The organism is Embleya sp. NPDC055664 (genome assembly GCF_053618075.1).
In genome coordinates this window covers 9,098-29,650 of record NZ_JBSHGZ010000048.1, presented here as the reverse complement: position 1 = coordinate 29,650, position 20,553 = coordinate 9,098, and the positions used below count along the sequence as shown (strand labels likewise).

The 20,553-nt window shown below is 73.0% G+C and carries 20 protein-coding genes and 1 riboswitch; of the genes, 10 read left to right on the top strand and 10 right to left on the bottom strand.

Annotated elements, in window-relative coordinates; genetic code table 11:
- Nucleotides 1-85: 85 nt before the first annotated feature.
- Both ACWGR4_RS43390 and ACWGR4_RS43385 read right to left on the bottom strand, forming a co-directional pair.
- Nucleotides 86-979, bottom strand: a complete 894-nt coding sequence (locus tag ACWGR4_RS43390) for a phosphotransferase family protein (RefSeq protein WP_380012640.1) — start codon at nt 977-979, stop codon at nt 86-88.
- Between the two features lie 363 nt (nt 980-1,342).
- On the bottom strand, nt 1,343-3,208 hold the full coding sequence (locus tag ACWGR4_RS43385) for an anthranilate synthase family protein (RefSeq protein ID WP_380012643.1): 1,866 nt from the start codon (nt 3,206-3,208) through the stop codon (nt 1,343-1,345).
- A 367-nt stretch (nt 3,209-3,575) separates the two neighbouring features.
- Here ACWGR4_RS43385 and ACWGR4_RS43380 point away from each other — a divergent pair, with 367 nt between their 5' ends.
- Entirely contained in the window at nt 3,576-4,910 is a 1,335-nt protein-coding gene (locus ACWGR4_RS43380; protein ID WP_078977563.1) for a class II 3-deoxy-7-phosphoheptulonate synthase, read from the top strand.
- Nucleotides 4,911-4,990: 80 nt separating this feature from the next.
- Nucleotides 4,991-6,016: a threonine aldolase family protein gene (locus tag ACWGR4_RS43375; RefSeq protein WP_452130623.1), complete on the top strand. Its 1,026-nt coding sequence runs from the start codon at nt 4,991-4,993 to the stop codon at nt 6,014-6,016.
- On the opposite strand, the gene ACWGR4_RS43370 is transcribed toward ACWGR4_RS43375, so the two are convergent.
- Both ACWGR4_RS43370 and bfr read right to left on the bottom strand, forming a co-directional pair.
- A complete protein-coding gene (locus tag ACWGR4_RS43370; RefSeq protein ID WP_452130622.1) occupies nt 6,017-6,352 on the bottom strand; it encodes a (2Fe-2S)-binding protein in 336 nt (111 codons plus the stop codon). It abuts the gene before it with no gap.
- Nucleotides 6,353-6,506: 154 nt separating this feature from the next.
- Nucleotides 6,507-6,989, bottom strand: a complete 483-nt coding sequence (gene bfr / locus ACWGR4_RS43365; protein WP_126638323.1) for a bacterioferritin — start codon at nt 6,987-6,989, stop codon at nt 6,507-6,509.
- 271 nt (nt 6,990-7,260) lie between these two features.
- Between bfr and ACWGR4_RS43360 the strand changes: the two genes are divergently transcribed.
- The gene (locus ACWGR4_RS43360) at nt 7,261-7,905 is read left to right on the top strand and encodes a sulfite oxidase-like oxidoreductase (protein ID WP_380012653.1); all 645 of its coding nucleotides are present in this window, start codon (nt 7,261-7,263) and stop codon (nt 7,903-7,905) included.
- A 115-nt stretch (nt 7,906-8,020) separates the two neighbouring features.
- Here the strand turns inward: ACWGR4_RS43360 and pknB are convergent, their stop codons facing one another.
- The 4 genes from pknB to thiO all read right to left on the bottom strand — a co-directional run bounded on the left by pknB (nt 8,021) and on the right by thiO (nt 12,360).
- A complete protein-coding gene (pknB, locus tag ACWGR4_RS43355; RefSeq protein WP_452133720.1) occupies nt 8,021-10,054 on the bottom strand; it encodes a Stk1 family PASTA domain-containing Ser/Thr kinase in 2,034 nt (677 codons plus the stop codon).
- A gap of 97 nt (nt 10,055-10,151) precedes the next feature.
- The gene (locus ACWGR4_RS43350) at nt 10,152-10,946 is read right to left on the bottom strand and encodes a thiazole synthase (RefSeq protein ID WP_380012659.1); all 795 of its coding nucleotides are present in this window, start codon (nt 10,944-10,946) and stop codon (nt 10,152-10,154) included.
- 5 nt (nt 10,947-10,951) lie between these two features.
- Nucleotides 10,952-11,179 (bottom strand): sulfur carrier protein ThiS, encoded by a 228-nt coding sequence (gene thiS, locus ACWGR4_RS43345; RefSeq protein ID WP_380012662.1) that lies wholly within the window; start codon nt 11,177-11,179, stop codon nt 10,952-10,954.
- Nucleotides 11,176-12,360 carry a glycine oxidase ThiO gene (thiO, locus tag ACWGR4_RS43340; protein WP_380012665.1) on the bottom strand — a complete coding sequence of 395 codons (1,185 nt, stop codon included), beginning with the start codon at nt 12,358-12,360 and terminating at the stop codon, nt 11,176-11,178. The genes thiS and thiO overlap by 4 nt, the downstream gene beginning before the upstream one ends.
- Nucleotides 12,356-12,467: riboswitch (TPP riboswitch) on the bottom strand. (Overlaps the previous gene by 5 nt.)
- Nucleotides 12,468-12,583: 116 nt before the next feature.
- Between thiO and ACWGR4_RS43335 the strand changes: the two genes are divergently transcribed.
- The 5 genes from ACWGR4_RS43335 to ACWGR4_RS43315 all read left to right on the top strand — a co-directional run bounded on the left by ACWGR4_RS43335 (nt 12,584) and on the right by ACWGR4_RS43315 (nt 16,026).
- On the top strand, nt 12,584-13,768 hold the full coding sequence (locus ACWGR4_RS43335; protein WP_452133719.1) for an NAD(P)/FAD-dependent oxidoreductase: 1,185 nt from the start codon (nt 12,584-12,586) through the stop codon (nt 13,766-13,768).
- Between the two features lie 46 nt (nt 13,769-13,814).
- Nucleotides 13,815-14,180: an Rv2175c family DNA-binding protein gene (locus ACWGR4_RS43330; protein ID WP_380012671.1), complete on the top strand. Its 366-nt coding sequence runs from the start codon at nt 13,815-13,817 to the stop codon at nt 14,178-14,180.
- Between the two features lie 10 nt (nt 14,181-14,190).
- Nucleotides 14,191-14,835: a thiamine phosphate synthase gene (gene thiE, locus ACWGR4_RS43325; protein WP_452133718.1), complete on the top strand. Its 645-nt coding sequence runs from the start codon at nt 14,191-14,193 to the stop codon at nt 14,833-14,835.
- 113 nt (nt 14,836-14,948) lie between these two features.
- Nucleotides 14,949-15,464, top strand: coding sequence for a ribonuclease domain-containing protein (locus tag ACWGR4_RS43320; protein WP_452133717.1), 516 nt, complete (start codon nt 14,949-14,951; stop codon nt 15,462-15,464).
- Between the two features lie 91 nt (nt 15,465-15,555).
- Nucleotides 15,556-16,026 (top strand): hypothetical protein, encoded by a 471-nt coding sequence (locus ACWGR4_RS43315; protein WP_452133716.1) that lies wholly within the window; start codon nt 15,556-15,558, stop codon nt 16,024-16,026.
- Nucleotides 16,027-16,107: 81 nt separating this feature from the next.
- Here the strand turns inward: ACWGR4_RS43315 and ACWGR4_RS43310 are convergent, their stop codons facing one another.
- Nucleotides 16,108-17,199: a polyprenyl synthetase family protein gene (locus tag ACWGR4_RS43310; RefSeq protein WP_452133715.1), complete on the bottom strand. Its 1,092-nt coding sequence runs from the start codon at nt 17,197-17,199 to the stop codon at nt 16,108-16,110.
- A 164-nt stretch (nt 17,200-17,363) separates the two neighbouring features.
- Here ACWGR4_RS43310 and metF point away from each other — a divergent pair, with 164 nt between their 5' ends.
- Together metF and ACWGR4_RS43300 are read left to right on the top strand one after the other, a co-directional pair.
- Entirely contained in the window at nt 17,364-18,317 is a 954-nt protein-coding gene (metF, locus tag ACWGR4_RS43305) for a methylenetetrahydrofolate reductase [NAD(P)H] (protein ID WP_380012686.1), read from the top strand.
- A 256-nt stretch (nt 18,318-18,573) separates the two neighbouring features.
- Nucleotides 18,574-18,867, top strand: a complete 294-nt coding sequence (locus tag ACWGR4_RS43300; protein ID WP_126638312.1) for a hypothetical protein — start codon at nt 18,574-18,576, stop codon at nt 18,865-18,867.
- Nucleotides 18,868-18,894: 27 nt separating this feature from the next.
- Here ACWGR4_RS43300 and ACWGR4_RS43295 read toward each other — a convergent pair whose 3' ends face one another.
- Complete coding sequence (locus ACWGR4_RS43295; RefSeq protein WP_452133714.1) at nt 18,895-20,385, bottom strand: phytoene desaturase family protein; 1,491 nt, start codon at nt 20,383-20,385, stop codon at nt 18,895-18,897.
- Nucleotides 20,386-20,553 lie beyond the last annotated feature (168 nt).

Here is a 20,553-nt window from a genome sequence, read left to right as displayed (position 1 = left end):
GGGCGGTACACCGTGGGCCCCAGGGGATATTCGGGCAGCCCGGCGGGCGGCCTCGCCGATGGGCGGTGCGCCGGCGGGGCGGGGATCAGTCCAGTGTCGAGCGGCGGCGCGAACCGACGGGGCGGGCGGGGCAGGCGCGGCGGTGGGTCCGGGCGGCGCGGGCCTCGGCCAGGGCGGTCAGGCGGGCGTTCCAGGGGGCGGCGTCGGCGGCGCCGATACCGCGCGAGCACTGGTTGGTGGCGGCGAACACGAAGGTCTCCATCGCCTCCCGCGAGACGGTGCGCCAGCACGCGAAGCGGTCCGCCCAGGAGGCCGCCTGTTCGGCGGTGTGCCCCTCGTCCATCAGCCGGCCGGCGACCATGGTGACCTCGATCCAGGCCGGGCCGCGGGCCGGTTGCGCCCAGTCGACCAGGTACGCGCGCGGCCCCCGGTCACCGATCAGCACGTTGTGCGGATGCAGATCGGTGTGCAACAGGCTTTCCCCACGCAGCAGTTCGAGTTGACGGTGGGTCAACAGCGAACGCCAGCGCTCCTCGATCCGCGGCAGTGGCAGGTTCCGTACGGCGACCCGGCCGAGCCGGCGCAGCGCGTCGGCGACCAGCGGCAGATCGGCGGTGCCCGGCGCGAAGTCGGCGTGCCGGCCGGTGATGTGGTCGAAGCCGAGCAACACCCAGTCGTCCAACCGCACCTCCCAGCGCAGCCGGGGCGCGACGGTGTGCACGTGCGGTGCGACCCGGACCTCGACCCGCTGCTGCAAGGCGGCCGGATGATTGCGCGGAACCCCCTTGACGAAGAAGCGTGATCGTTCGGTGGTCACCGTGGCGGCGAACTCGCAGTTGAATCCGGCCCACACCGTGGCGACCCCCAGCACGCGCCCCGCACACCGTTCGACCGCGGCGCGCGCGTCGGTGGGCAGTGCGTCCCACGGAGTGCGCGGCGCCGTATGGAAGTTCGGCGGCGGGGGCGGCGAATCAGCCATCTGCGTCCGGTGGCGAGGGGGGCAGCGGGCGCGGTCCGCCGAAGGTGACTCCACACTTGCGACAACGCTTGCGACCGCTCCAGTCGACGGGGTCGTGCGGCGGACAATCGGAGCCCACGGGAACCCCCTCCACTGGGAATCGGTCAACGAACGGGGTCGAGCATCCTCCGTCGTATCGCGGCGAGCAACGCGATTATCGTCGCACGCCGGTGCGACACCGCAGGCTCCCCGGCCGGATCCGCGCTCCCCGCAGGCGACCCGGCGCCCGACCGCGCGCCACCCGGCGCGGACCGGGTGCCCACCCGGCCCGCGCCCGCCGCCGGCGCCCACCCGCGGCGCCCACCCGCGGTGCCCCCGCGCCGCTCACAACCCGGCGAGCAGCTCCCGCACGATGGCCAGGCCGTTGTGGGTGAGTACCGACTCGGGATGGAACTGCACTCCCGCCAGCCGCATCCGGCTCGACCGCAGCGCGTGCACCCGGCCACTGAACGGGTCCGCGGCGAACTCCACGTTGGGCACCCCGGCGGTCGGCCGCAGCGCGGTGAACGCGTTGTAGAAGCCGACCCGTTCCGGCCGGCCGAACAGGTCGATGGTCTCCTGCTTGCCCTGGTACGGCCGCTGCTCGCGGATCAGTTCCAGGCCCAACTCGTGGGCGAGCAACTGGTGTCCCAGGCAGACCGCGAGCAGCGGGGCGCTCGCGTCGAGCCGGGTCCGCAACAGCGCGCCCATCAGTCGGATCTTGCGGTGCGCGGTGTCCCGGGGGTCGCCCGGTCCGGGGCCGAGCACCACCAGGTCGGCGCTGCGCACCCGCCGTGAGGTGACGTCGTCGTGCGACCTGACCTCGACCTGCAGGCCCAGCGTGCGCAACACGTGCGCGAGCATCGCGGTGAACGTGTCCTCGCCGTCCACCACCAGGACGTGCCGCCCCGCCAGCTCCGGCGCGCGCAGCGCGTGCCCGTCCCGCGGCCGCAGCCAGAACGGGGAGAGCGCGGCATTGCGCTCCGCCAGGACCGCGTGCACCTCGGGATCGGCCGCGAGCGCCGTGTTCCCGGCGACCCCGGCGGCCGGCACCACGCCGAGCGCAGCCAGCACCCCCGCCGCCTTCGCGTGCGTCTCGGCCACCTCGTTCTCGGGGGTGGAGTGCCGGACCAGGGTTGCGCCCGCGGGCACCCGCAGGCCGCCGTCGGGGGTGATGTACGCGGTCCGGATCAGGATCGGCGCGTCCAGCGTGCGTCGCCCCTCCCCGTCGCGCCCGATCAGCGCGAGTACGCCCGAGTAGTAGCCGCGCCCGGTCGGCTCGTGCCGACGGATCACCCGGCACGCGTTCTCCAGCGGGCTGCCGGTCACCGTCGGCGCGAACATGGTGCCGCGCAGCACGGTGCCCACGTCGTGCGAGGTCACCCCGCGCAGCAGGTATTCGGTGTGCGTGAGGTGGCCCATCGGCTTGAGGAAGGGGCCCTCCACCGCGCCGCCGAGGTCGCACACCTCGCTCATCATCTTCAGTTCCTCGTCGACGACCATGAACAGCTCGTCGATCTCCTTCGGATCGCGCAGGAAGGCCAGCAGCCCCTCGCGCGAGGGCCCCTCGGCGGGATGCCGATAGGTTCCGCTGATCGGATTCATCACCACCTCGCCGCCGATCGAGCTGACGTGCCGCTCGGGACTGGCGCCGACCAGGGTCAGCTCGCCGGTGTGGATCAGGTAGGTCCAGTACGCGCCGCTCTCCCGGGTCAGCAGCCGGTGCAGCAGGGTGCCGGCCGAGGCCGGCGTGTAGTCCTCGATGTGGTCGCGGTAGTCGCGCCGGATGACGAAGTTGGCGCCCTCGCCCCGGCCGATCTCCTCCTCGATCACCCGCTTGACGATCACGGCGTAGCTCTCGTCGTCCACGTCGAAGCCGCCGCCGCGCAGCGCGACCGGCACCCGCGGCAGCGCGGCCAGCACCTCGGCCAGGGGCAGCTCGTGCTGCTCGGTGACCCGCAGGCAGCGCAGCGGTGTGCCGTCCTCGCGGTACTCGAACCCGCGCTCGCGGATCTGCCCATACGGCACCAGGGCGAGCAGTTCGTGCCCGGGCCCGTCGCCGGCGGCCGGCAGCGGCAGCGCGTCGAGGCCGGGCGCGTCGATGATCTCGCCGGTCAGGAGTTCGACCACGGACGAGTTCTCGCGCCGGATCAGCGCGAACGGCGGCGGGGCGGCGGAGAACAGCGGGGACAGGGCGTCGGCGGTGCGCATGGGTGCTCCTCGGTCGAGAGAGACGCCCTCCCGACCGGGCGATCCGCCGGTTGTCCGTCCGGTCCGGGCGGGTGCGCCGCCGGGTCCGGGACAAACAAAGGGCCGCCCTGCCGGGCGGCCGTCGGATCGTGGGGTGATCGCGAAGTCAGTGGGCCGCCGCAGGGACGGGCCACCAGGAGTGTCGATGGAAGCTGATCGCGATCACGCCACGGATCCTAGCGCGTGCGCGCGGGGTCACCGCTTTCGGCGGCCTTCGCCGTTTCCCGGGGGGTGCGCCGGGCGCCCGGCGCACCCGCGCCCGATGTTCCGCGTCTCGCTCTCCGGGCGCCGGCCTCAATCGGGTTGCCACTCCGCTTAGTCTTGAGCGGTGACCCTGAACGACATCGAATCCTGGCGAACCCTCCCGGCGGCGCAACAGCCCGAGTGGCCGGACAACGAGGCCCTGGGCTCCGCCCTCGCGGACCTCCGTTCCTATCCGCCGCTCGTCTTCGCCGGCGAGTGCGACCAGCTTCGTGGTCGGCTCGCGTCGGTGGCCAAGGGCGAAGCGTTCCTGCTCCAGGGCGGCGACTGCGCCGAGACCTTCGTCGGCAACACCGCCGACGCGATCAAGAACAAGCTCAAGACGCTGCTGCAGATGGCCGTCGTGCTGACCTACGCGGCCTCGGTGCCGGTGGTCAAGGTCGGCCGGATGGCCGGGCAGTACTCCAAGCCGCGCTCCAGTGGCACCGAGACCCGCGACGGGGTGACCCTGCCGTCCTACCGGGGCGACGCGGTCAACGAGCTGGCCTTCACCGAGGCCGCGCGCATGCCGGATCCCGAGCGGCTCAAGCGCATGTACCACTCGTCCTCGGCGACGCTGAACCTGGTGCGCGCGTTCACCACGGGCGGCTACGCCGACCTGCGCCAGGTGCACGCCTGGAACCAGGACTTCGTCGCGCTCTCGCCCTCCGGCGAGCGCTACGAGCGGCTCGCGGCCGAGATCGACGGCGCGATGCGCTTCATGCACGCGTGCGGGACCGACCCCGAGGAATTCCGCACCGTGGAGTTCTACGCCAGCCACGAGGCGCTGATCCTGGACTACGAGGACGCGCTCACCCGGGTCGACTCGCGCACCGGCGACCTGTACGACGTGTCCGGCCACATGGTGTGGATCGGCGAGCGCACCCGGCAGCTCGACGGCGCGCACATCGAGTTCGCCTCCCGGATCCGCAACCCGATCGGCGTCAAGCTCGGCCCGACCACCTCTCCCGAGGACGCGCTCGCGCTGATCGACAAGCTCGACCCGAACCGCGACCCGGGCCGGCTGACCTTCATCGTCCGCATGGGCGCGGGCAAGGTCCGGGACAACCTCCCGGCCCTGGTGGAGAAGGTGGCCGCGGCCGGCGCGCAGCCGGTGTGGGTGTCCGACCCGATGCACGGCAACACGTTCGAGGCGTCCAGCGGGCACAAGACCCGTCGCTTCGACGACGTCCTCGACGAGGTCAAGGGCTTCTTCGAGGTGCACCGCGCGCTCGGCACACACCCGGGCGGCATCCACGTCGAGCTGACCGGTGACGACGTCACGGAGTGCGTGGGCGGCGGCGACGAGATCTTCGTCGACGACCTGCACCAGCGCTACGAGACCGCGTGCGACCCGCGGCTGAACCGCAGCCAGTCGCTCGACCTGGCCTTCCTGGTCGCGGAGATGTACCGCAAGAGCTGATCCGGCCCGACCCACGCGCCCCGAGGGCGGACCCTCCGACCGGAGGATCCGCCCTCGACGGCGTCTGTAATGCTGCCGCCATGACCTTCACCGACCTGCGCAGCGATACCGTCACCAAGCCCGGCCCCGCGATGCGCGCGGCGATGGCCGCCGCCGAGGTGGGCGACGACGTCTATGCCGAGGACCCGACCGTCCGGGCCTTGGAGGAGTACGTCGCCGACCTGTTCGGGCAGCCGTTCGCGCTGTTCACGCCGACCGGCGTGATGGCCAACCAGCTGGCCGTGCGGCTGGCCGTCCCGGCGGGCGGCGAGCTGGTCCTGGACGCCGACGCGCACATCGTCGCGCACGAGGACGGCGCGGCGTCGGCGCAGGGCGGCGTCCAGACCCGGACCACGCTCAGCCCGCGCGGCCTGCTCGATCCGGCCGACCTGGCCCGGTTGATCCGGGTCGGCAACCCGTACACGGTCGGCACCGACCTGGTCGCGGTCGAGCAGACGCACAACCGGGGCGGCGGCTCGGTGTACCCGCTGGAGCAGCTGACCGCGATTCGCGAGCTGGTGAGCGGATTCGACCTGCCGCTGCACTGCGACGGCGCGCGGATCTGGAACGCACACGTGGCCAGCGGCACCCCGCTGCGCGCCTACGGGGCGCTGTTCGACTCGCTCAGCGTGTGTCTGTCCAAGGGGCTCGGGGCGCCGGCGGGGTCGGTGCTGATGATGCCCGCGGAGTACGAGGCAGACGCGCGGCGGATGCGGCACCGGATGGGCGGCGGCATGCGCCAGGCGGGCATCCTCGCGGCGGGCGGCCGGTATGCCCTGGAGCACCACGTCGAGCGGCTGGCCGAGGACCACGAGCATGCGCGGGAGCTGGCCGTGCTGCTGCGCGACGCGGGCTTCGCGGTGGCCGACCCGGAGACCAACATCGTGCTGGTCGAGCTGGGGGAGCGGCAGCCGGACGCGGCCACGATCGCCGAGCGCTGCCGGGCGGAGGGGGTGCTGGTGTCGGCGTTCGGGCCGAGGCTGGTGCGCCTGGTCACGCACATGGACGTGGACGCGGCCGGTTGTGCGCGCGCCGCGACGGCGATCGCGCAGGCGGCGAAGGGCTGATCAGGCGGCGGAGTGCCGGCGCAGCGGGACCACGTTGTCGGGCAGGGTCGCGGCGGCGGCGGCGACGACGGTCGGCATCGGCAGCGCGACGGGCTCGACGGTCGGGGTGGTGCTCTCGCACGCGGTCGCGCAGGTGTCCGCCTCGCCGCACAGCTCGCGCCGCCGGCGTCGGGACTCGTCGCGGGGCAACATCGCGGTGATGCTCTTGACGCACCGGCCGCAGTCGGTGCCCGCGCCGCCGCAGGACTGGGCGATTTCGCGCATGGTGCGGGCGCCGTCGGCTATCCGGTCGTTGACCTGACGGTCGGTGACACCGAAGCACATGCAGACGTACACGGAGATTTCCCCCCAGCGGCGAGGTTACTTAGGTAAGGGTAACCTCAGGGCTCGCCGGGGGGAATACCGGGTGATCGGTGACACAAGCCCCGATCGGTCGTGCGCTTGCGACCGGGGCCCGGTCGGCTCGCGCTCGGCGCTCGGCGGCTCCCGGTCAGCTCTCGTTCGGCTGCTTGAGCAGGCCCGCGATGTAGAGCTGCTCGCCCACCTCGGAGAGCAGGCCGAGCTGCGTCTCCAGGTAGTCGACGTGCTCTTCCTCGTCGGCCAGGATCTCCTCGAAGATGTTGGCCGACGTCACGTCGCCCTTCTCGCGCATCAGCGGGATCCCGCGCCGCAGCCGCTCCACGGCCTCCATCTCCACCGCCAGGTCGGCGCGGAACATCTCCTCCAGGTTCTGGCCGATCCGCAGCGCGTTCAGGCGCTGGTAGTTCGGCAGGCCCTCCAGCATCAGGATGCGATCGGTGAGTCGTTCGGCGTGCTTCATCTCGTCGATCGACTCGTGGCGGGTCCAGGCCGCGAGCTTGATGTAGCCCCGGTGCTCCTGCATCTTCGCGTGCAGGAAGTACTGGTTGATCGCGGTGAGTTCCGCCGTGAGCTGTTCGTTCAGGAGCTCGATGATCTGCGGGTCACTGTGCATCGCGACGCACCTTCCGGTGTGGGACGGGCTGTGAACATGGGAGACGTGGGGGAACCCCGGGCACACGTGGGGCAGGAGTTCCTCCGAATCCTGTCACTTTTGGTAGCACTTCCGCCACGAAGGGCAGCCTTGCCTTCCAATGTCGAACATGTCCCGCCGCGCGCCGCCTGCCCGCCCGTCCCGGGCGGCGCCGGAAAACGGGTCGGTCCGCGGCTTCCGCGCCGGCAGGGGCGGTCGAGAGTCGGTCGGGGCGTCTGGGACCATGTGAGGTATGGGGCATACGGAAGCGGCACAAGGTGGGACCGAGGCTCCGGATCGCGATCCGCGACTTCCGCCGGGCCAGCGGATCCAGCGCGGCTGGCCCGTTCTGCACTACGGACCCGTCCCGCGGTTCAAGCCCGAGATCTGGGACTTCCGCGTCTTCGGCGCGACCGCCTCGGGGGAGAAGCACTGCTGGAACCACGACGAGTTCTCCGCGCTGCCGCACGAGACCGTGGTCGCCGACTTCCACTGTGTGACCAAGTTCAGCATGCTGGGCAACGAGTGGACCGGGCTGACCATAGCCAAGCTGATGGAGATCGCCCCGCCCGCGCCGGAGGTCACCCACGCGATGGTGTGGGCGGAGTACGGGTTCAGCTCGAACCTGCGCATGTTCGACTTCGCGAGCGACCAGACGATCCTGGCCACCCACCACAACGGCGAGCCGCTGACCGCCGAGCACGGCTTCCCGGTCCGGCTGATCGTGCCGCACCTGTACGCCTGGAAGGGTCCCAAGTGGGTGCGCGGGATCGAGTACATGGTCGCCGACAAGCGCGGCTTCTGGGAGGAGCGGGGCTACCACAACATCGGTGACCCGTGGCAGGAGCAGCGCTACTCCTACCAGGAGGAGACCGGCCAGGGCCCCGCGCTGACCTGAGCCCACCCGCCCGGACCCCCGAGCACGTACGAAGGCCCCGCCCGACGCGAGTCGGAGCGGGGCCTTCGTACGGGTCGCCCCGCCGGGCCCGAAGGGCCGGCGGAGCGGAGCGCGCCTAGAAGTTCGAGATGAAGACCTCGCTGTTGCGCTTGACCATCGAGCCGGCCGCCGGGTCCTGCTTGCCCACGTTGGCGGGGATCAGCGGGATCATCCGGTTGTTGACCCGCAACCCCGCGGCCTGGAGCGCGCGGCCCGCGTCGTCCGGGTTCATCCCCGTCACCGGCGGCACCTGGACCAGGTCCGGACCCTTGGACAACACCACCACGATCTTCGTCCCGTACTGCACGTTGGTGTTGACGCCCGGCACGAACGACATGATCCGGCCCTGCGGCACGGTGTCCGAGAACTGCGGAGTCGGGTCCGCCTCGACGGTGACCCCGGTCGTGGGCTGGAACCGGGCCTTGGCCTCGTCCAGGCTCAGTCCGGTCAGGTCCGGCACCAAGGTGTCCGGGCCCCGGCTGACGGTCAGGGCGACCACGCTGTCCCGCTGCAACTGCTCGCCGGCGGCCGGCGTGCTGCCCACCACCGTGCCCGGCGGCTTGGGACTGGCCACCTTGGTCTCGGTGCCCGACTTGAGCGCGGCGTCGGCGAGTGCCTTCTTCGCGTCCTCCAGCTTCAGGTTCGCCAGCGCCGGCACCACGTGCCGCTCCGGGCCCTTGGACAGCGTGACCTTGACGGTCGATCCGCTCGTCACGTTCTTGCCGGGGGCCGGGTCGGTGGAGATCACCGAGCCCTTGGCGACGATCTCGTTGAACTCCCCGTCGCCGACGTACTGCACCTTGAGGCCGGCGTTCTTGATGCGCTTCTCCGCGTCGGCCTGGGTCATGTTCAACACCCCGGGCACGTCGGCGTAGCGGCCCGAGCCGTACCACCACGCGCCGCCGCCGATCGCGGCCGCCACGAGCAGCACGACCGCCAGCACGAGCATGCCCCGCGACGGCCCGCGCCGGCGCCGTCGGCCGGGCAGCGCCGGCTGGTGGGGATACCCGCCGCCGGCGGCCTGGGCCGGCACCCCCGGGGCGGCCGGCGCGTAGACCTGCTGCTCCTCGGAGTAGGGCTCCTCGTAGCCCCCGCCGTAGCGCGCCTGCTCGTCGTCCATCGAGTCGACGCTCAACCCGAGCGGCGCCAGATGCGGCGGCAGCATCACCTCGCCCGCCCGGAACACGCTGGTGGCGTTGTCGTTGATCGGCTCGGGCGGCGGCGGCAGGCGCAGCGCCGCGCCGAAGTCCAACTCCGCGTCGGGCATCGCGTGCCGGGTCCGGCGGACCAGACCGAGCAGCTCCTCGGCGTCGCTCGGCCGCTGCTCCGGGTCGCGCACGGTGGCCGTGCGCACCAGCGTGTCCAGCGTGGTGGACAGGCCCGGCACCGCGTGCGAGGGCGGCGGCACGTCGGCGTGCACGTGCTTGTAGATGACCTCGACCGCGGTCGCGCCGTGGTGCGGCTGACGGCCGGTCAGCATCTCGTAGAGCACCACGCCCGCCGCATACACGTCGGAGCGCGGGGTGGACTCGCCGCGTTCGACCTGCTCGGGCGCGAGGTAGGCGACCGTGCCGACCAGGACCTTGCCGGTCGCCGCGGTCGCGGTCGTGGTGGTCGCGCGGGCCAGCCCGAAGTCGCCGAGCTTGATCCCGCCGTCGTCGGAGATCAGTACGTTCTCCGGCTTGACGTCGCGGTGCACGAAGCCCGCCCGGTGTGCGGCGGAGAGCGCGGCGAGCATCGGCTCCAGCACCCCGAACGCCTCGCGCGGGGTCATGTTGCCCAGGTCCTGCAGCAGTTCGCGCAGCGTGCGGCCCTCGACGTATTCCATCGCGAGGTAGGCGACGGTGCCGTCGGTGCCCTGGTCGAAGACGTTGACCACGTTGGGGTGCGACAGCCGGGCGGCGGCCTTCGCCTCCAGGATGAAGCGGCGGGTGGACTCGGGGTCCTGGGCGAGCCCGGCGTGCATCACCTTGAGGGCGACGACGCGATCGAGCCGAGTGTCGAGCGCCCGGTACACCGTGGCCATGCCACCTGCGGCAACTCGGGCATCGACCCGGTATCGACCGTCGAGCAGCCGCCCGACGAGCGGATCATTCAAGGTCGTGTCCATGTTCAGGAGTGTAGGGTCCACTGCCTCGTGGACGCCGACGGTCTTCCCCATGGTTCCCCCGTCGCCGGGCCGACGCGGCGCACGGGGCCGGTACGGCTCAGAAGGCGGGATGTTCGGGGCTCGCGTCCAGCATGCCGGCCATGGGTGACGACGCGTGCGCGTGGTGACGCATCGGGATGCGCCCGGCGCGGTACGCGAGTCGGCCCGCCTCCACCGCGTGCCGCATCGCCTCGGCCATCAGCAGCGGCGACTGCGCCCGGGTGACCGCGGTCGCCAGCATCACCGCGTCGCAGCCCAGCTCCATCGCGAGCGCCGCGTCGGAGGCGGTGCCCAGACCCGCGTCGAGCACCACCGGGACGCCGGCCTGCTCGGTGATCAGTCGGATGTTGTGCGGATTGCGGATGCCCAGACCCGAGCCGATCGGCGAACCCAGCGGCATCACCGCGACACAGCCCACCTGTTCGAGCCGGCGTGCGAGCACCGGGTCGTCGTTGGTGTACGCGAGCACCCGGAAGCCGTCGTCGACCAGCCGCTCGGCGGCGTCCACCAGCTCGACCCCGTCCGGCAACAACGTGCGCTCGTCGGCCACGACTTCGAGCTTGACCCAGTCGGTCTCCAGCGCCTCCCGGGCCAGCCGCGCGGTGAGCACCGCCTCGCCCGAGGTGAAGCACCCGGCGGTGTTCGGCAACACCCGGATGCCGAGGCGGCGCAGCACGTCGAGCACCGAGCCCGCCGTCCCCGGGTCCACCCGGCGCATCGCCACCGTGGTGATCTCGGTGCCGGACGCGATCAGTGCCTGCTCCAGCACCTCCAGGCTCGGCGCACCACCCGTTCCGGTGATCAATCGCGACGTGAAGGACTCCCCACCGATCACCAGCGTGTCGTCGGCCATCGTGGTCACCCTCCCTGCACGGCGGTCAGTACCTCGACGCGGCTGCCCGCGTCGAGCACGGTCTCGGCCCACGCGCCGCGCGGCACCACGGCCTCGTCGACCGCGACCGCCACACCCTTGGCGGCGGTGGTCAGCGTGGCCACCAGGTCGGCCACGGTGGTGCCGGTCGCCACATCGCGCCGGTCGCCGTTGACGGAGACCTCGATGTTCCCGATGTCGTCGATGTCGGTCATGCCATCACCTTCCGGGCGGCGCTCGTCGTGAAACGGTCGGGCCCGAAGGGCGCGATGAGGTCGGGTGTGGTGCCGTGCGCGAGCACGTCGGCCACGGTGTCGGCGGTGATCGGGGTGAGCAGGATGCCGTGTCGGTAGTGGCCGGTGGCCACCACCAGACCGGCCAGCGCGGAGCGGCCCAGGATCGGCGCGTTGTCCGGGCTGCCCGGACGCAGCCCCGCGAGCGTCTCGACCAGCGGCAACTCGGTCACGCCGGGGACGAGTTCGTGCGCGTCGCGGAGCAGTTCGTAGACCCCGCCCGCGGTGACCTCGGTGTCGAACCCGAGGTCGTGTTCGGTGGCGCCGATCACCAGTTCGCCGTCCACGCGCGGGACCAGGTACATGCTGCCGCCCTTGACCACGCCCCGGATGTTGCGGGACAGCAGCGGGCGCAGCGCCGGCGGCACGGCCAGCCGCAGGATCTCGCCCTTGACCGGACGCACCGGGGGCACCACCTCGGGCGGCAGGCCCGGGATCCGCGCCGAGCGGCACCCGGCGGCGAGCAGCACCTGATCGGCGGTCAGCGCCCGCCCGTCGCGCAGCCGCACACCGTACGCGCGCTCGTCGGCGACCAGGACCCGCTCGACGCCCTCGCGCACGATCGTCACGCCCGCCCGCGCGCAGGCCGCGAGCAGCGCCGCGACCAGGGCGCGGTTGTCGATCTGGTGGTCGTCCTCGACGTGCAGGCCGCCGGTGATCGCCGGGGACAACATGGGTTCGAGGCGGCGGCACTCGCGGCTGGTCAGCCAATCCGAGCGCAGGCCGAGGCGTTCCTGGTAGGCGTGCAGGTCCTTGAGCACCGCCCGATCGTCCGCGTCCAGCGCGACCGCGATCGTGCCGCACGCGCGGTAACCCGAGGGCAGTCCCGCGGCGTCGGCCAGCTCGGCGGCGAACTCCGGGTAGCGCCGGGCGGATTCGATGCTCAGCCGGAGCAGGCTCTCCTCGCCGTACTGGAGTTCGGAGACGGGCGTGAGCATGCCCGCCGCGGCGTGCGAGGCGCCGGTGCCGGGGGCGGGGTCGACCACGGTGACCGCGAGGCCGTGCCGGGTGCGGGCGCGCCAGGCGATCGACAGTCCGACGACGCCCGCGCCGACGACCACGACGTCGACGCCCGGGGGGCCGGCCGTGCCGGTGTTGGACATGATGAGCAGAACTCCCTTCGCCGGTATGACCCGGATCAGGTTCGGACGGTCGGGGGCTCGCAGCCCCCCTCTCAGCCCGGTCTCACCGGGCTCCCGTGACCTCTCCACACTACGACACGTCCCGGGCGCCATCCGGGGCGCCCGAGCGGCGCCCACCGATCTCCTTGACTGAGTCAAGACCCTGCTCGTCGGCGACCCGGGCGCGCGTCATAGGCTGCCCCGCATGGACAACGTGCTCGTCGTGGGTGCCGGCATGGCCGGCCTGCAAACCGTGGTGGCGCTGCGGGAACAGGGGTACGCCGGGCGCGTCACCCTGCTCGGCGCCGAGGCGCACGCGCCGTACGACCGCCCGCCGCTGTCGAAGGAGGTCCTGGCCGGCAAGACCGACGACACCTCCTTCGAGGCGGACTGGGCCGCGCTCGACACCGAGGTGCTGTTCGGCCGCACCGCCACGGGGCTGCGCGAGGGCGCGGTGGACACCGACGCGGGACCGATCGCCTACGAGCGCCTGGTGATCGCCACCGGATCGCGCGTGCTGCACCTGCCCGGCGCCGCCGAGGTGCCCGGCGTGCATGTGCTGCGCACCATCGACGACGCCCGCGCGCTGCGCGCCGCGCTTGTGCCCGGCGCGCACGTGGTGATCGTCGGCGCGGGCTGGATCGGTGCCGAGGTGGCCACCGCCGCGGCAGCCGCCGGCTGCCCGACCACCGTGGTCGAGGCGCTGCACGCCCCGCTCGCCGGGCCCTTCCCCGACGCGATCGGCGAGCGCTTCGTGCCCTGGTACGCCGAGGCCGGCGTGGAACTGCTGCTCGGCGCGCGGGTGGATCGCCTGGAGCCGGGCGCGGTACACCTGACCGACGGCCGCCGGCTGCGCGCCGACGCGATCGTGGTCGGCATCGGTGTGCGCCCGGCCACCGACTGGCTGGCGGGATCCGCCGTCGCCCGCACCGCGCGGGGCTTCGTCGAGGTGGACGAGTACCTGGCCACCTCGATGCCCGGGGTCCACGCGGTCGGCGACTGCGTCGAGTTCCCGTCCGCCCGCTACGGCACCCGGATGCATGTCGAGCACTGGGACAACGCACTCCAGGCGCCGCGCGTGCTCGTGACCAACCTGCTCGGCGGCGAACAGGCCTACGACCCGGTCCCGTACTTCTGGTCCGACCAGTTCGGCCGCATGGTGCAGTACGTCGGCCGGCACGGCGAAGGCGACGAACTGGTGTTCCGCGACGCCGGCGAGGACGGCAAGTGGTCCGCGGGCTGGTTCGCCGGCGACCGGCTCGTGGCGCTGCTCGCGGTGGCCCGCCCGCGCGACCTCGCCCAGGGCCGCAAACTCGTGCAGCTGGCCACCCCGGTGGACCGGGAACGCTTCGCCGACCCGGAGAACCCGCTCAAGTCGACGGTCCGGTGACCGGCGCCGGCAAGCGGGACCGGCCACGGAACCTAGACTTGGCCGGATGAGCGAGATCGACCCGAAAATCGAAGCCCTCGTCCCCGCCTGGGTGACCCTCCCCGAGATCGCCGAGATCCTCGGTGTGGACATCCTCAAGGTCCGGCAGCAGCTCAAGGAGCGCAAGTTCCTTGCGGTGCGCCGCGGCGAGCACCGGGCGCTGCAGGTGCCCGCCGACTTCTTCCAGGACGGCAACATCGTCAAGGGCCTCGTCGGCACGCTGACTCTGCTCGCCGACTCGAACTTCTCCGACGAGGAGGCGCTGGAGTGGCTGTTCACCGCCGACGACACGCTGCCGGGCACGCCGGTACAGGCGCTGCAGGAGAACCGGATGACCGAGGTGCGGCGACGCGCCCAGGCGCTGGCGATCTGAGGCCGGGCCGATGACGAGCCGTCAGGAACGGTTGGCCGACGCGCGCCTGTACCTGTGCACCGACGCGCGGGAGCGGCAAGGCGACCTGCCCGCGTTCCTGGACGCGGTGCTCGGCGCGGGCGTGGACATCGTGCAGTTGCGGCAGAAGGGCCTGGAGGCCCGACCGGAGCTGGAATACCTGGAGGTGTTCCGGGACGCCTGCCACCGACACGGGAAGCTGCTCGCGGTCAACGACCGGGCCGACGTCGCGCATACGATCGCCCCCGACGTGCTGCACCTGGGACAGGACGACCTGCCGGTCCCCGCGGCCCGGGCGATCATCGGCGGCGACGTGCTGATCGGGCGCTCCACGCACGCCGAGGCCGAGGTGGACGCGGCGCTCGTGGAGCCGGGGGTGGACTACTTCTGCACCGGACCGGTGTGGCCGACCCCGACCAAGCCGGGCCGCCCCGCGCCGGGTCTGGACCTGGTGCGGTACACCGCCGCGCTGCGCCCGACCCGGCCGTGGTTCGCGATCGGCGGCATCGACCTGACCAACCTCGACCAGGTGCTGGCCGCCGGGGCGACCCGGGTGGTGGTGGTCCGGGCGATCACCGAGGCAGCGGACCCGGCCGAGGCGACGGCCCGGTTCGTCGAACGGCTGACCTCGGGCTGACCCCGGGCCGACCGACCGCACCCGAGCAGCGGTGTACGCGGTTCGGGTGTCGTTCGGCGCGTACGGCCGCGCGATCGGCTCGGTGCGATGGGTGGGCCGGCACGATGCGGGACATGTCCGGTGCCCAGCGGCGCAATCTGATCGTCGTCACGGTGCTCGCGCTCGTCGCGGCACTCGCGTTGGTCGTCGCGCTCACGCGCGGCGACGGCGACGACGGCGGCGACGGGTCGCGTTCCGGCGGGGCGACCCGGACGCCGGCGGCGTCCACCGCGGCCGGCACGTCCGTCGGCACCGCGTCGGTGTCGCGCCGCGGCGACACCGCGTCCGCGCGCCCCACCTGGGTGCCCGCCCGGATGCGTACCGTCGCCGCCGGCGACCTGCCCGCCGAGGCCCGCGAGACGCTGGCCCTGATCGCGGCCGGCGGCCCGTTCCCGTACTCCCGCGACGGCATCGTCTTCGGCAACCGGGAGAAGCTGCTCCCCGGCAGACCCGACGGCTACTACCGCGAGTACACGGTCCGCACCCCCGGGTCCGCCGATCGCGGCGCACGGCGGATCGTCACCGGCAAGAACACCGAGCGCTTCTACAGCGACGACCACTACGCGAGCTTCGCGGCCGTCCTGCCCTGACCCGCGACGCGGTGTGCGCCGATCGGGTGGTTGGGCTCGCGGATGGCGCATTCCGGCCGAGTCGGATCGATCCGGCGTCCAGACTGCCGAGATGGACACACCCGACGTCTCCTTCCGTCCGGGGTCCGCAGAGGATGCCCGCGCCCACGACCTGCCGCACCCCGCGACACCCACGACGATGCCCGGCCGAACCCGGATCCCGAGCCCTCGGCTCGCGGTCGGCGCCCCCGGGACGCCGGCGCCGCGCCCGAGCGCGACACCGGACAACGGGGGCGCGCTGCTGTTCCCGCTGCTCGTCCTCGCCGCCGTGATCGGCGGGATCTACCTGGTCGGCCGCAATCCGCCGCAGGCGCTGTCCGAGGACGGGGACGAGCACCCCGCACACCTGCACCGGGGACGCATCGCCGAGCCCGAACACCACCGACCCGCGACCCTCGGCACACCGTTCGCGCTCGGCCCGGACACCCACGCCCGCCCGCTCCCAGCGCGTGTCTTCAAGCCCCCGCCGAGCACCACGACGCCCGGCACCGCACCTCGCCGCCCCGGAGAAACAGGCGAATAGAACCACTATGCACCTGCTTCTCCGGCACGCCGATGCACGGCACCGGACGCGCGGAGCCCGACGGGGGCTTGAAGACACGCGCTAGACGCTGCGCACCGTGGCGGCGTCGACCAGCTCGCGCAGCACTTCGCGCGCGTCCTCGGCGATCGGCGCGCCGGCCAGGGCGGTCAGGGCCCGCGCGGTCAGATCGGTGATCATCGTCTCGACGTCGGCGAGCGCGCCGGTGTCCTCGATCACCGCGCGCAGTTCCTTGACCCCGGTGTCGCTCAGCGCCGGATCGCCGACCAGCGCGGTGAGCACCTCGCCCTGGGCGGCGTCGGCCCGCTCGCCGGCCAGCGCGAGCAGCACGGTCCGCTTGCCCTCGCGCAGGTCGTCCCCGGCGGGCTTGCCGGTCCGCTCGGGGTCGCCGAAGACACCGAGCACGTCGTCGCGCAGCTGGAAGGCCTCACCGAGGGGCAGCCCGTAGGCGGAGTAGGCGGCGAGGGCGGCCGGGTCGGCGCCGGCCAGGGCGGCCCCCACGTGCAGGGGGCGCTCGATCGTGTACTTGGCGGACTTGAACCGCATCACCCGTCGTGACCGCTCGACCGAGCCGCCGCCCATCGCCTGCTCCAGCACGTCGAGATACTGGCCCGCCATCACCTCGGTGCGCATCACGTCGAACAGCGGCTTGGCCGCGCGCAGCGCCCGGTCGTCCACCCCGCTGGCGCCGAACATCTCGTCGCACCAGGACAGGCACAGGTCGCCGAGCAGGATCGCCGCCGCCGAGCCGAACGACTCGCCCGAGCCCGTCCAGCCGCTCTCCCCGTGCAGCCCCTCGAACCGGCGGTGCACGGCCGGCTTGCCGCGCCGGGTGTCGCTGCTGTCCATCAGGTCGTCGTGGATCAGCGCGCTGGCCTGGAGCAGCTCCAGCGCGGTGGCCGCTCGCACGATGGCCTCGTCCGCCTGTCCCGGACCGGCGATCCCGCGCCACCCCCAGTAGCAAAAGCCCGGGCGCAGCCGCTTGCCGCCGTCGAGCACGAAGTCGTTCAGCGCCGCGGTGACCGGGACCATGCCCTCGCCCACGTCGGCGAGCACCCGCGCCTGTCGGTCCATGAACTCGCCCAGCGCGGCATTGATCCGCTGCCGGAGGCCGCCCCGGTCCAGGGGGTGTACGGGGAAGGATTCGGCAGCCATGGAGTCTTCCGTCGAAGGCGGGGAAACGAACAGGAAATACGGGGCAGCCTAACTTGCGCCGGGTGCGAGTTCCCTGGTCGCCCGCCACCGAGCCCGACTCGCCCGGTCGTCTCGCGGAGTGGAAGGTCTACCTCGCCGCGCGGAACGCCCGATAACCTGCCTGCATGTCTCTCGGTGCGGCAGCCACCCGAATCAGTCGAACTCCGGCCATTCGCGATCTCCTCGCGGACGGCACCCGGTCCTTCTCCTTCGAGTTCATGCCCCCACGCACGGAGGCGGGCACCCGCACCCTGTGGGAGGCCATCCGCCGCGTCGAGGCACTGGCGCCGACCTTCGTCTCGGTCACCTACGGCGCGGGCGGCTCCAGCCGGGGCCTGACCGTCGACACGACCGAGCGCATCGCCACCGAGACCACGCTCACCCCCGTGGGGCACCTCACCGCGGTCGGCCACTCGCGCGCCGAGCTGCGCAACATCATCGGGCAGTACGCCAACGCGGGCGTGCGCAACGTGCTTGCGCTGCGCGGCGACCCGCCGGGCGACCCGAAGGGCGAGTGGATCGCCCACCCCGACGGCTTCACCTACGCCGTCGAGCTGGTCGAGCTGCTGCGCGCGTCCGGCGACTTCTGCGTGGGCATCGCCGCGTTCCCGGAGATGCACCCGCGTTCGAACAACTGGGACGAGGACATCCGGCACTTCGTGGCCAAGTGCCGCGCGGGCGCCGACTACGCGATCACCCAGATGTTCTTCGACGTCGAGGACTACCTGCGCCTGCGCGACCGGGTCGCGGCGGCCGGGTGCGACATCCCGATCATCCCCGAGGTGATGCCGGTGACCAGCCCGACCACGCTGGTGCGGGCCGGCGAGCTGAGCGGCTGCTCGGTGCCGGCCGACCTGTCGGCGGCGGTCGAGGCGGCCGGCGACGACCGGGCGGCGGTGCGCACGATCGGGGTGGAATACGCCACCCGGATGTCCGAGCGGCTGCTCGCCGAGGGCGCGCCGGGCCTGCACTTCATCACCTTGAACCGGTCGACCGCGACCACCGAGATCTACCAGAACCTCGGGCTGGACGAGGGAGCGGGCGCGGCGCGGGGAGCCGGCTCGACCGAAGTCGGCTGACCCGCTTTCGTCCCGACGGCCGGTTCACCCTCCAGCGCGTGTCTTCAATCTCCCGTCGGGCTGCGCGGCGTGAGCGCGGCGAGGAGCCCGAAGGGCGGATGCCGTGCATCGGCGTGCCGGAGAAGTAGGTGCACAGTGGTTCCATTCGCCTGTTTCTCCGGGGCGGCGAGGTGCGGTGCCGGGCGTCGTGGAGCTCGGGGGGGTTCGAAGACACGCGCTAGGGTGAGGCCACGCACCGGTGACGGAGGGATCGACCGTGCAGTTCGGCCTGGTGGTGCTCTACATCCTGTTCGTGCCGATCGGACTGTGGCTGCTGACCGAGGTGTTGTGGCAACACGGTGCCCCGTTCCGCTACCGCGTGCTGGCCTTCGTCGGCTTCGTCGGCGTGGCCGCCGGCGTCGGCATCAAGAACCCGGTGGTGGTCGGCATCGGCGCGTTCTGCTTCGCGGTCGGCCAGTTCCTGACCACCCGCTATGTGCGCAAGGCGTACCACCACGGCTGGACGGTCAGCGGTCGCCGCCCGAAGGGCCGCCGGGCCAAGGCCCGCTGAACCCGGCCGGACACCGCGAGCCACGCCCTACGCGCGCCCGATCAGCTCCGCCACCAGCGCCGCCGACATGCCGACCCGGGGCAGCCCGCCACCCGGATGGGCACTCGCGCCGACCGAGAACAGACCCGGTACGGCCGACCGGTTCGGCACCCGGCGCGGCGCGCTGCGCGGCCCGTCGGCGCCCGCGCCCGGTACCGCGCCGCCCGGGGCACCGGTGGCCGCCGCCACGTCGGCCGGGGTGCGCAACTCGGACCACAGGACCCGGTCGCGCACGTCGAGGCCGCGCCGGGCCATCAGGTCGAGCAGGGTCGCGGGGTAGGCGTCCCGGACGGCGGCCGAGGCCCAGTCCACGACGCCGTGTGGCGGCACGCGCAGCTGTACCGTCCACGCGCTGTGCCCCTCGGGGGCCAGCGTCGGGTCGTCGGGGGCGAGGACGCACACCGTCGGATCGCTCGGCGGCGCGGGGCGTCGGGCGAACAGCGCGTCGGGCTCCCGGCCCGGATCGTCCGCGAACAGATAGGTGCGGTGCGGCGTCCCGGGGGTGTGCCCGCGCAGCGCGAGATGCAGTTCGAGCGTCGCGGAGGCGGCCGGCACCCGCCGCGCCCCGGCGGCCCCGGGGCCGGACAGCAGCCCGGCCGCGTGCGGGTCGGTGGGCAGGTCGGTGATCACGATGTCGGCGGCCAGGTGCCCGCCGTCGGCCAGGCGCACCCCGCCGACCCGGTCGCCCTCGCGTTCGATCGCGACGACCTCGGTGTCGGTGCGCACCTTCACCTTCCGCTGCAGGCAGCGCGCGTGCAGAGCCTCGGTCATCCGGTGCAGGCCGCCGCGCACCCACCACACCCCGAAGGTCTCCTCCAGGTAGGGCAGCGTGGCCAGCATCGCGGACGCCTTGCCCGGATGGCAGCCCGCCTCGGCGGCGAAGCGCTCCAGGTGGGCGCGCAGCCGGGGATCGCTCAGCGTGGCCCGGCCGAGCGAGCGCAACGAGCGCCACGGGGCGGTCACGCGCAGGTCGGCCCGCCCGCTCCCGGCACTGCGCAGCCGTTCGGCCCGCCGGGCCGGGTCGGCCAGCAGCGGTGCTTCGATGAAGCTCTTCCGGGTGACCCCCCACATCTCGCCGGCCCGGTGCAGCAGCCGCTGCCAGTCGTCGCCCGCGCCCGCCCCGAAGCCCGCCTCGAACGCGTCGTGGGTCCCGGACCGGGAGGCGTTGGGGAGGTCGACGACGGTACGCGCCCCGGTCGCGGCGGCGAACGACTCGCGGGTGGGGGAGGCGAGCGGGACCAGGTCCACCACGTCCTCGATCGCCGCGCCGGTCTTGAGGAACAGGTCGCGGTAGACGGCCGGCAGCGTGAGCAGCCCGGGGCCGGTGGTGAAGGTGAAGCCGTCGCGGACGATCGACCCGGAGGCGCCGCCGGTCGAGGACGATCGTTCGCAGATCGTCACCTCGTGCCGAAGCGTGGCCAGCCGAGCGGCCACCGCCAATCCACCGATACCTGCGCCGACGATCACAATGCGAGCCACGTCGGTAGAGCGTATATGCGGAAGCGGGGGGGCCCGCCCCCCCCCCCCGCCCGGGGCCCCCCCCCCCCCCCCCCCCCCCCCCCCCCCCGGCCGGGCCCCCCCCCCCCCCCCCCCCCCCCCCCCCCGCCGAGAGCAAGCCAGCGCGGGGCCCCCCCACCGCGGGGGGGC

Bases quoted from the DNA above. Each gene is read 5' to 3' on its own strand.
- ACWGR4_RS43335 (WP_452133719.1), top strand. From the start codon at position 12,584: ATGGACAACGTGCTCGTCGTGGGTGCCGGCATGGCCGGCCTGCAAACC.
- ACWGR4_RS43320 (WP_452133717.1), top strand. From the start codon at position 14,949: ATGTCCGGTGCCCAGCGGCGCAATCTGATCGTCGTCACGGTGCTCGCG.
- ACWGR4_RS43385 (WP_380012643.1), bottom strand. From the start codon at position 3,208: ATGCGCACCGCCGACGCCCTGTCCCCGCTGTTCTCCGCCGCCCCGCCG.
- bfr (WP_126638323.1), bottom strand. From the start codon at position 6,989: ATGCACAGTGACCCGCAGATCATCGAGCTCCTGAACGAACAGCTCACG.
- ACWGR4_RS43315 (WP_452133716.1), top strand. From the start codon at position 15,556: ATGGACACACCCGACGTCTCCTTCCGTCCGGGGTCCGCAGAGGATGCC.
- thiO (WP_380012665.1), bottom strand. From the start codon at position 12,360: ATGTCCAACACCGGCACGGCCGGCCCCCCGGGCGTCGACGTCGTGGTC.
- ACWGR4_RS43390 (WP_380012640.1), bottom strand. From the start codon at position 979: ATGGCTGATTCGCCGCCCCCGCCGCCGAACTTCCATACGGCGCCGCGC.
- ACWGR4_RS43350 (WP_380012659.1), bottom strand. From the start codon at position 10,946: ATGGCCGACGACACGCTGGTGATCGGTGGGGAGTCCTTCACGTCGCGA.
- ACWGR4_RS43330 (WP_380012671.1), top strand. From the start codon at position 13,815: ATGAGCGAGATCGACCCGAAAATCGAAGCCCTCGTCCCCGCCTGGGTG.
- thiS (WP_380012662.1), bottom strand. From the start codon at position 11,179: ATGACCGACATCGACGACATCGGGAACATCGAGGTCTCCGTCAACGGC.
- pknB (WP_452133720.1), bottom strand. From the start codon at position 10,054: ATGGACACGACCTTGAATGATCCGCTCGTCGGGCGGCTGCTCGACGGT.
- ACWGR4_RS43360 (WP_380012653.1), top strand. From the start codon at position 7,261: ATGGGGCATACGGAAGCGGCACAAGGTGGGACCGAGGCTCCGGATCGC.
- thiE (WP_452133718.1), top strand. From the start codon at position 14,191: ATGACGAGCCGTCAGGAACGGTTGGCCGACGCGCGCCTGTACCTGTGC.
- metF (WP_380012686.1), top strand. From the start codon at position 17,364: ATGTCTCTCGGTGCGGCAGCCACCCGAATCAGTCGAACTCCGGCCATT.
- ACWGR4_RS43375 (WP_452130623.1), top strand. From the start codon at position 4,991: ATGACCTTCACCGACCTGCGCAGCGATACCGTCACCAAGCCCGGCCCC.
- ACWGR4_RS43310 (WP_452133715.1), bottom strand. From the start codon at position 17,199: ATGGCTGCCGAATCCTTCCCCGTACACCCCCTGGACCGGGGCGGCCTC.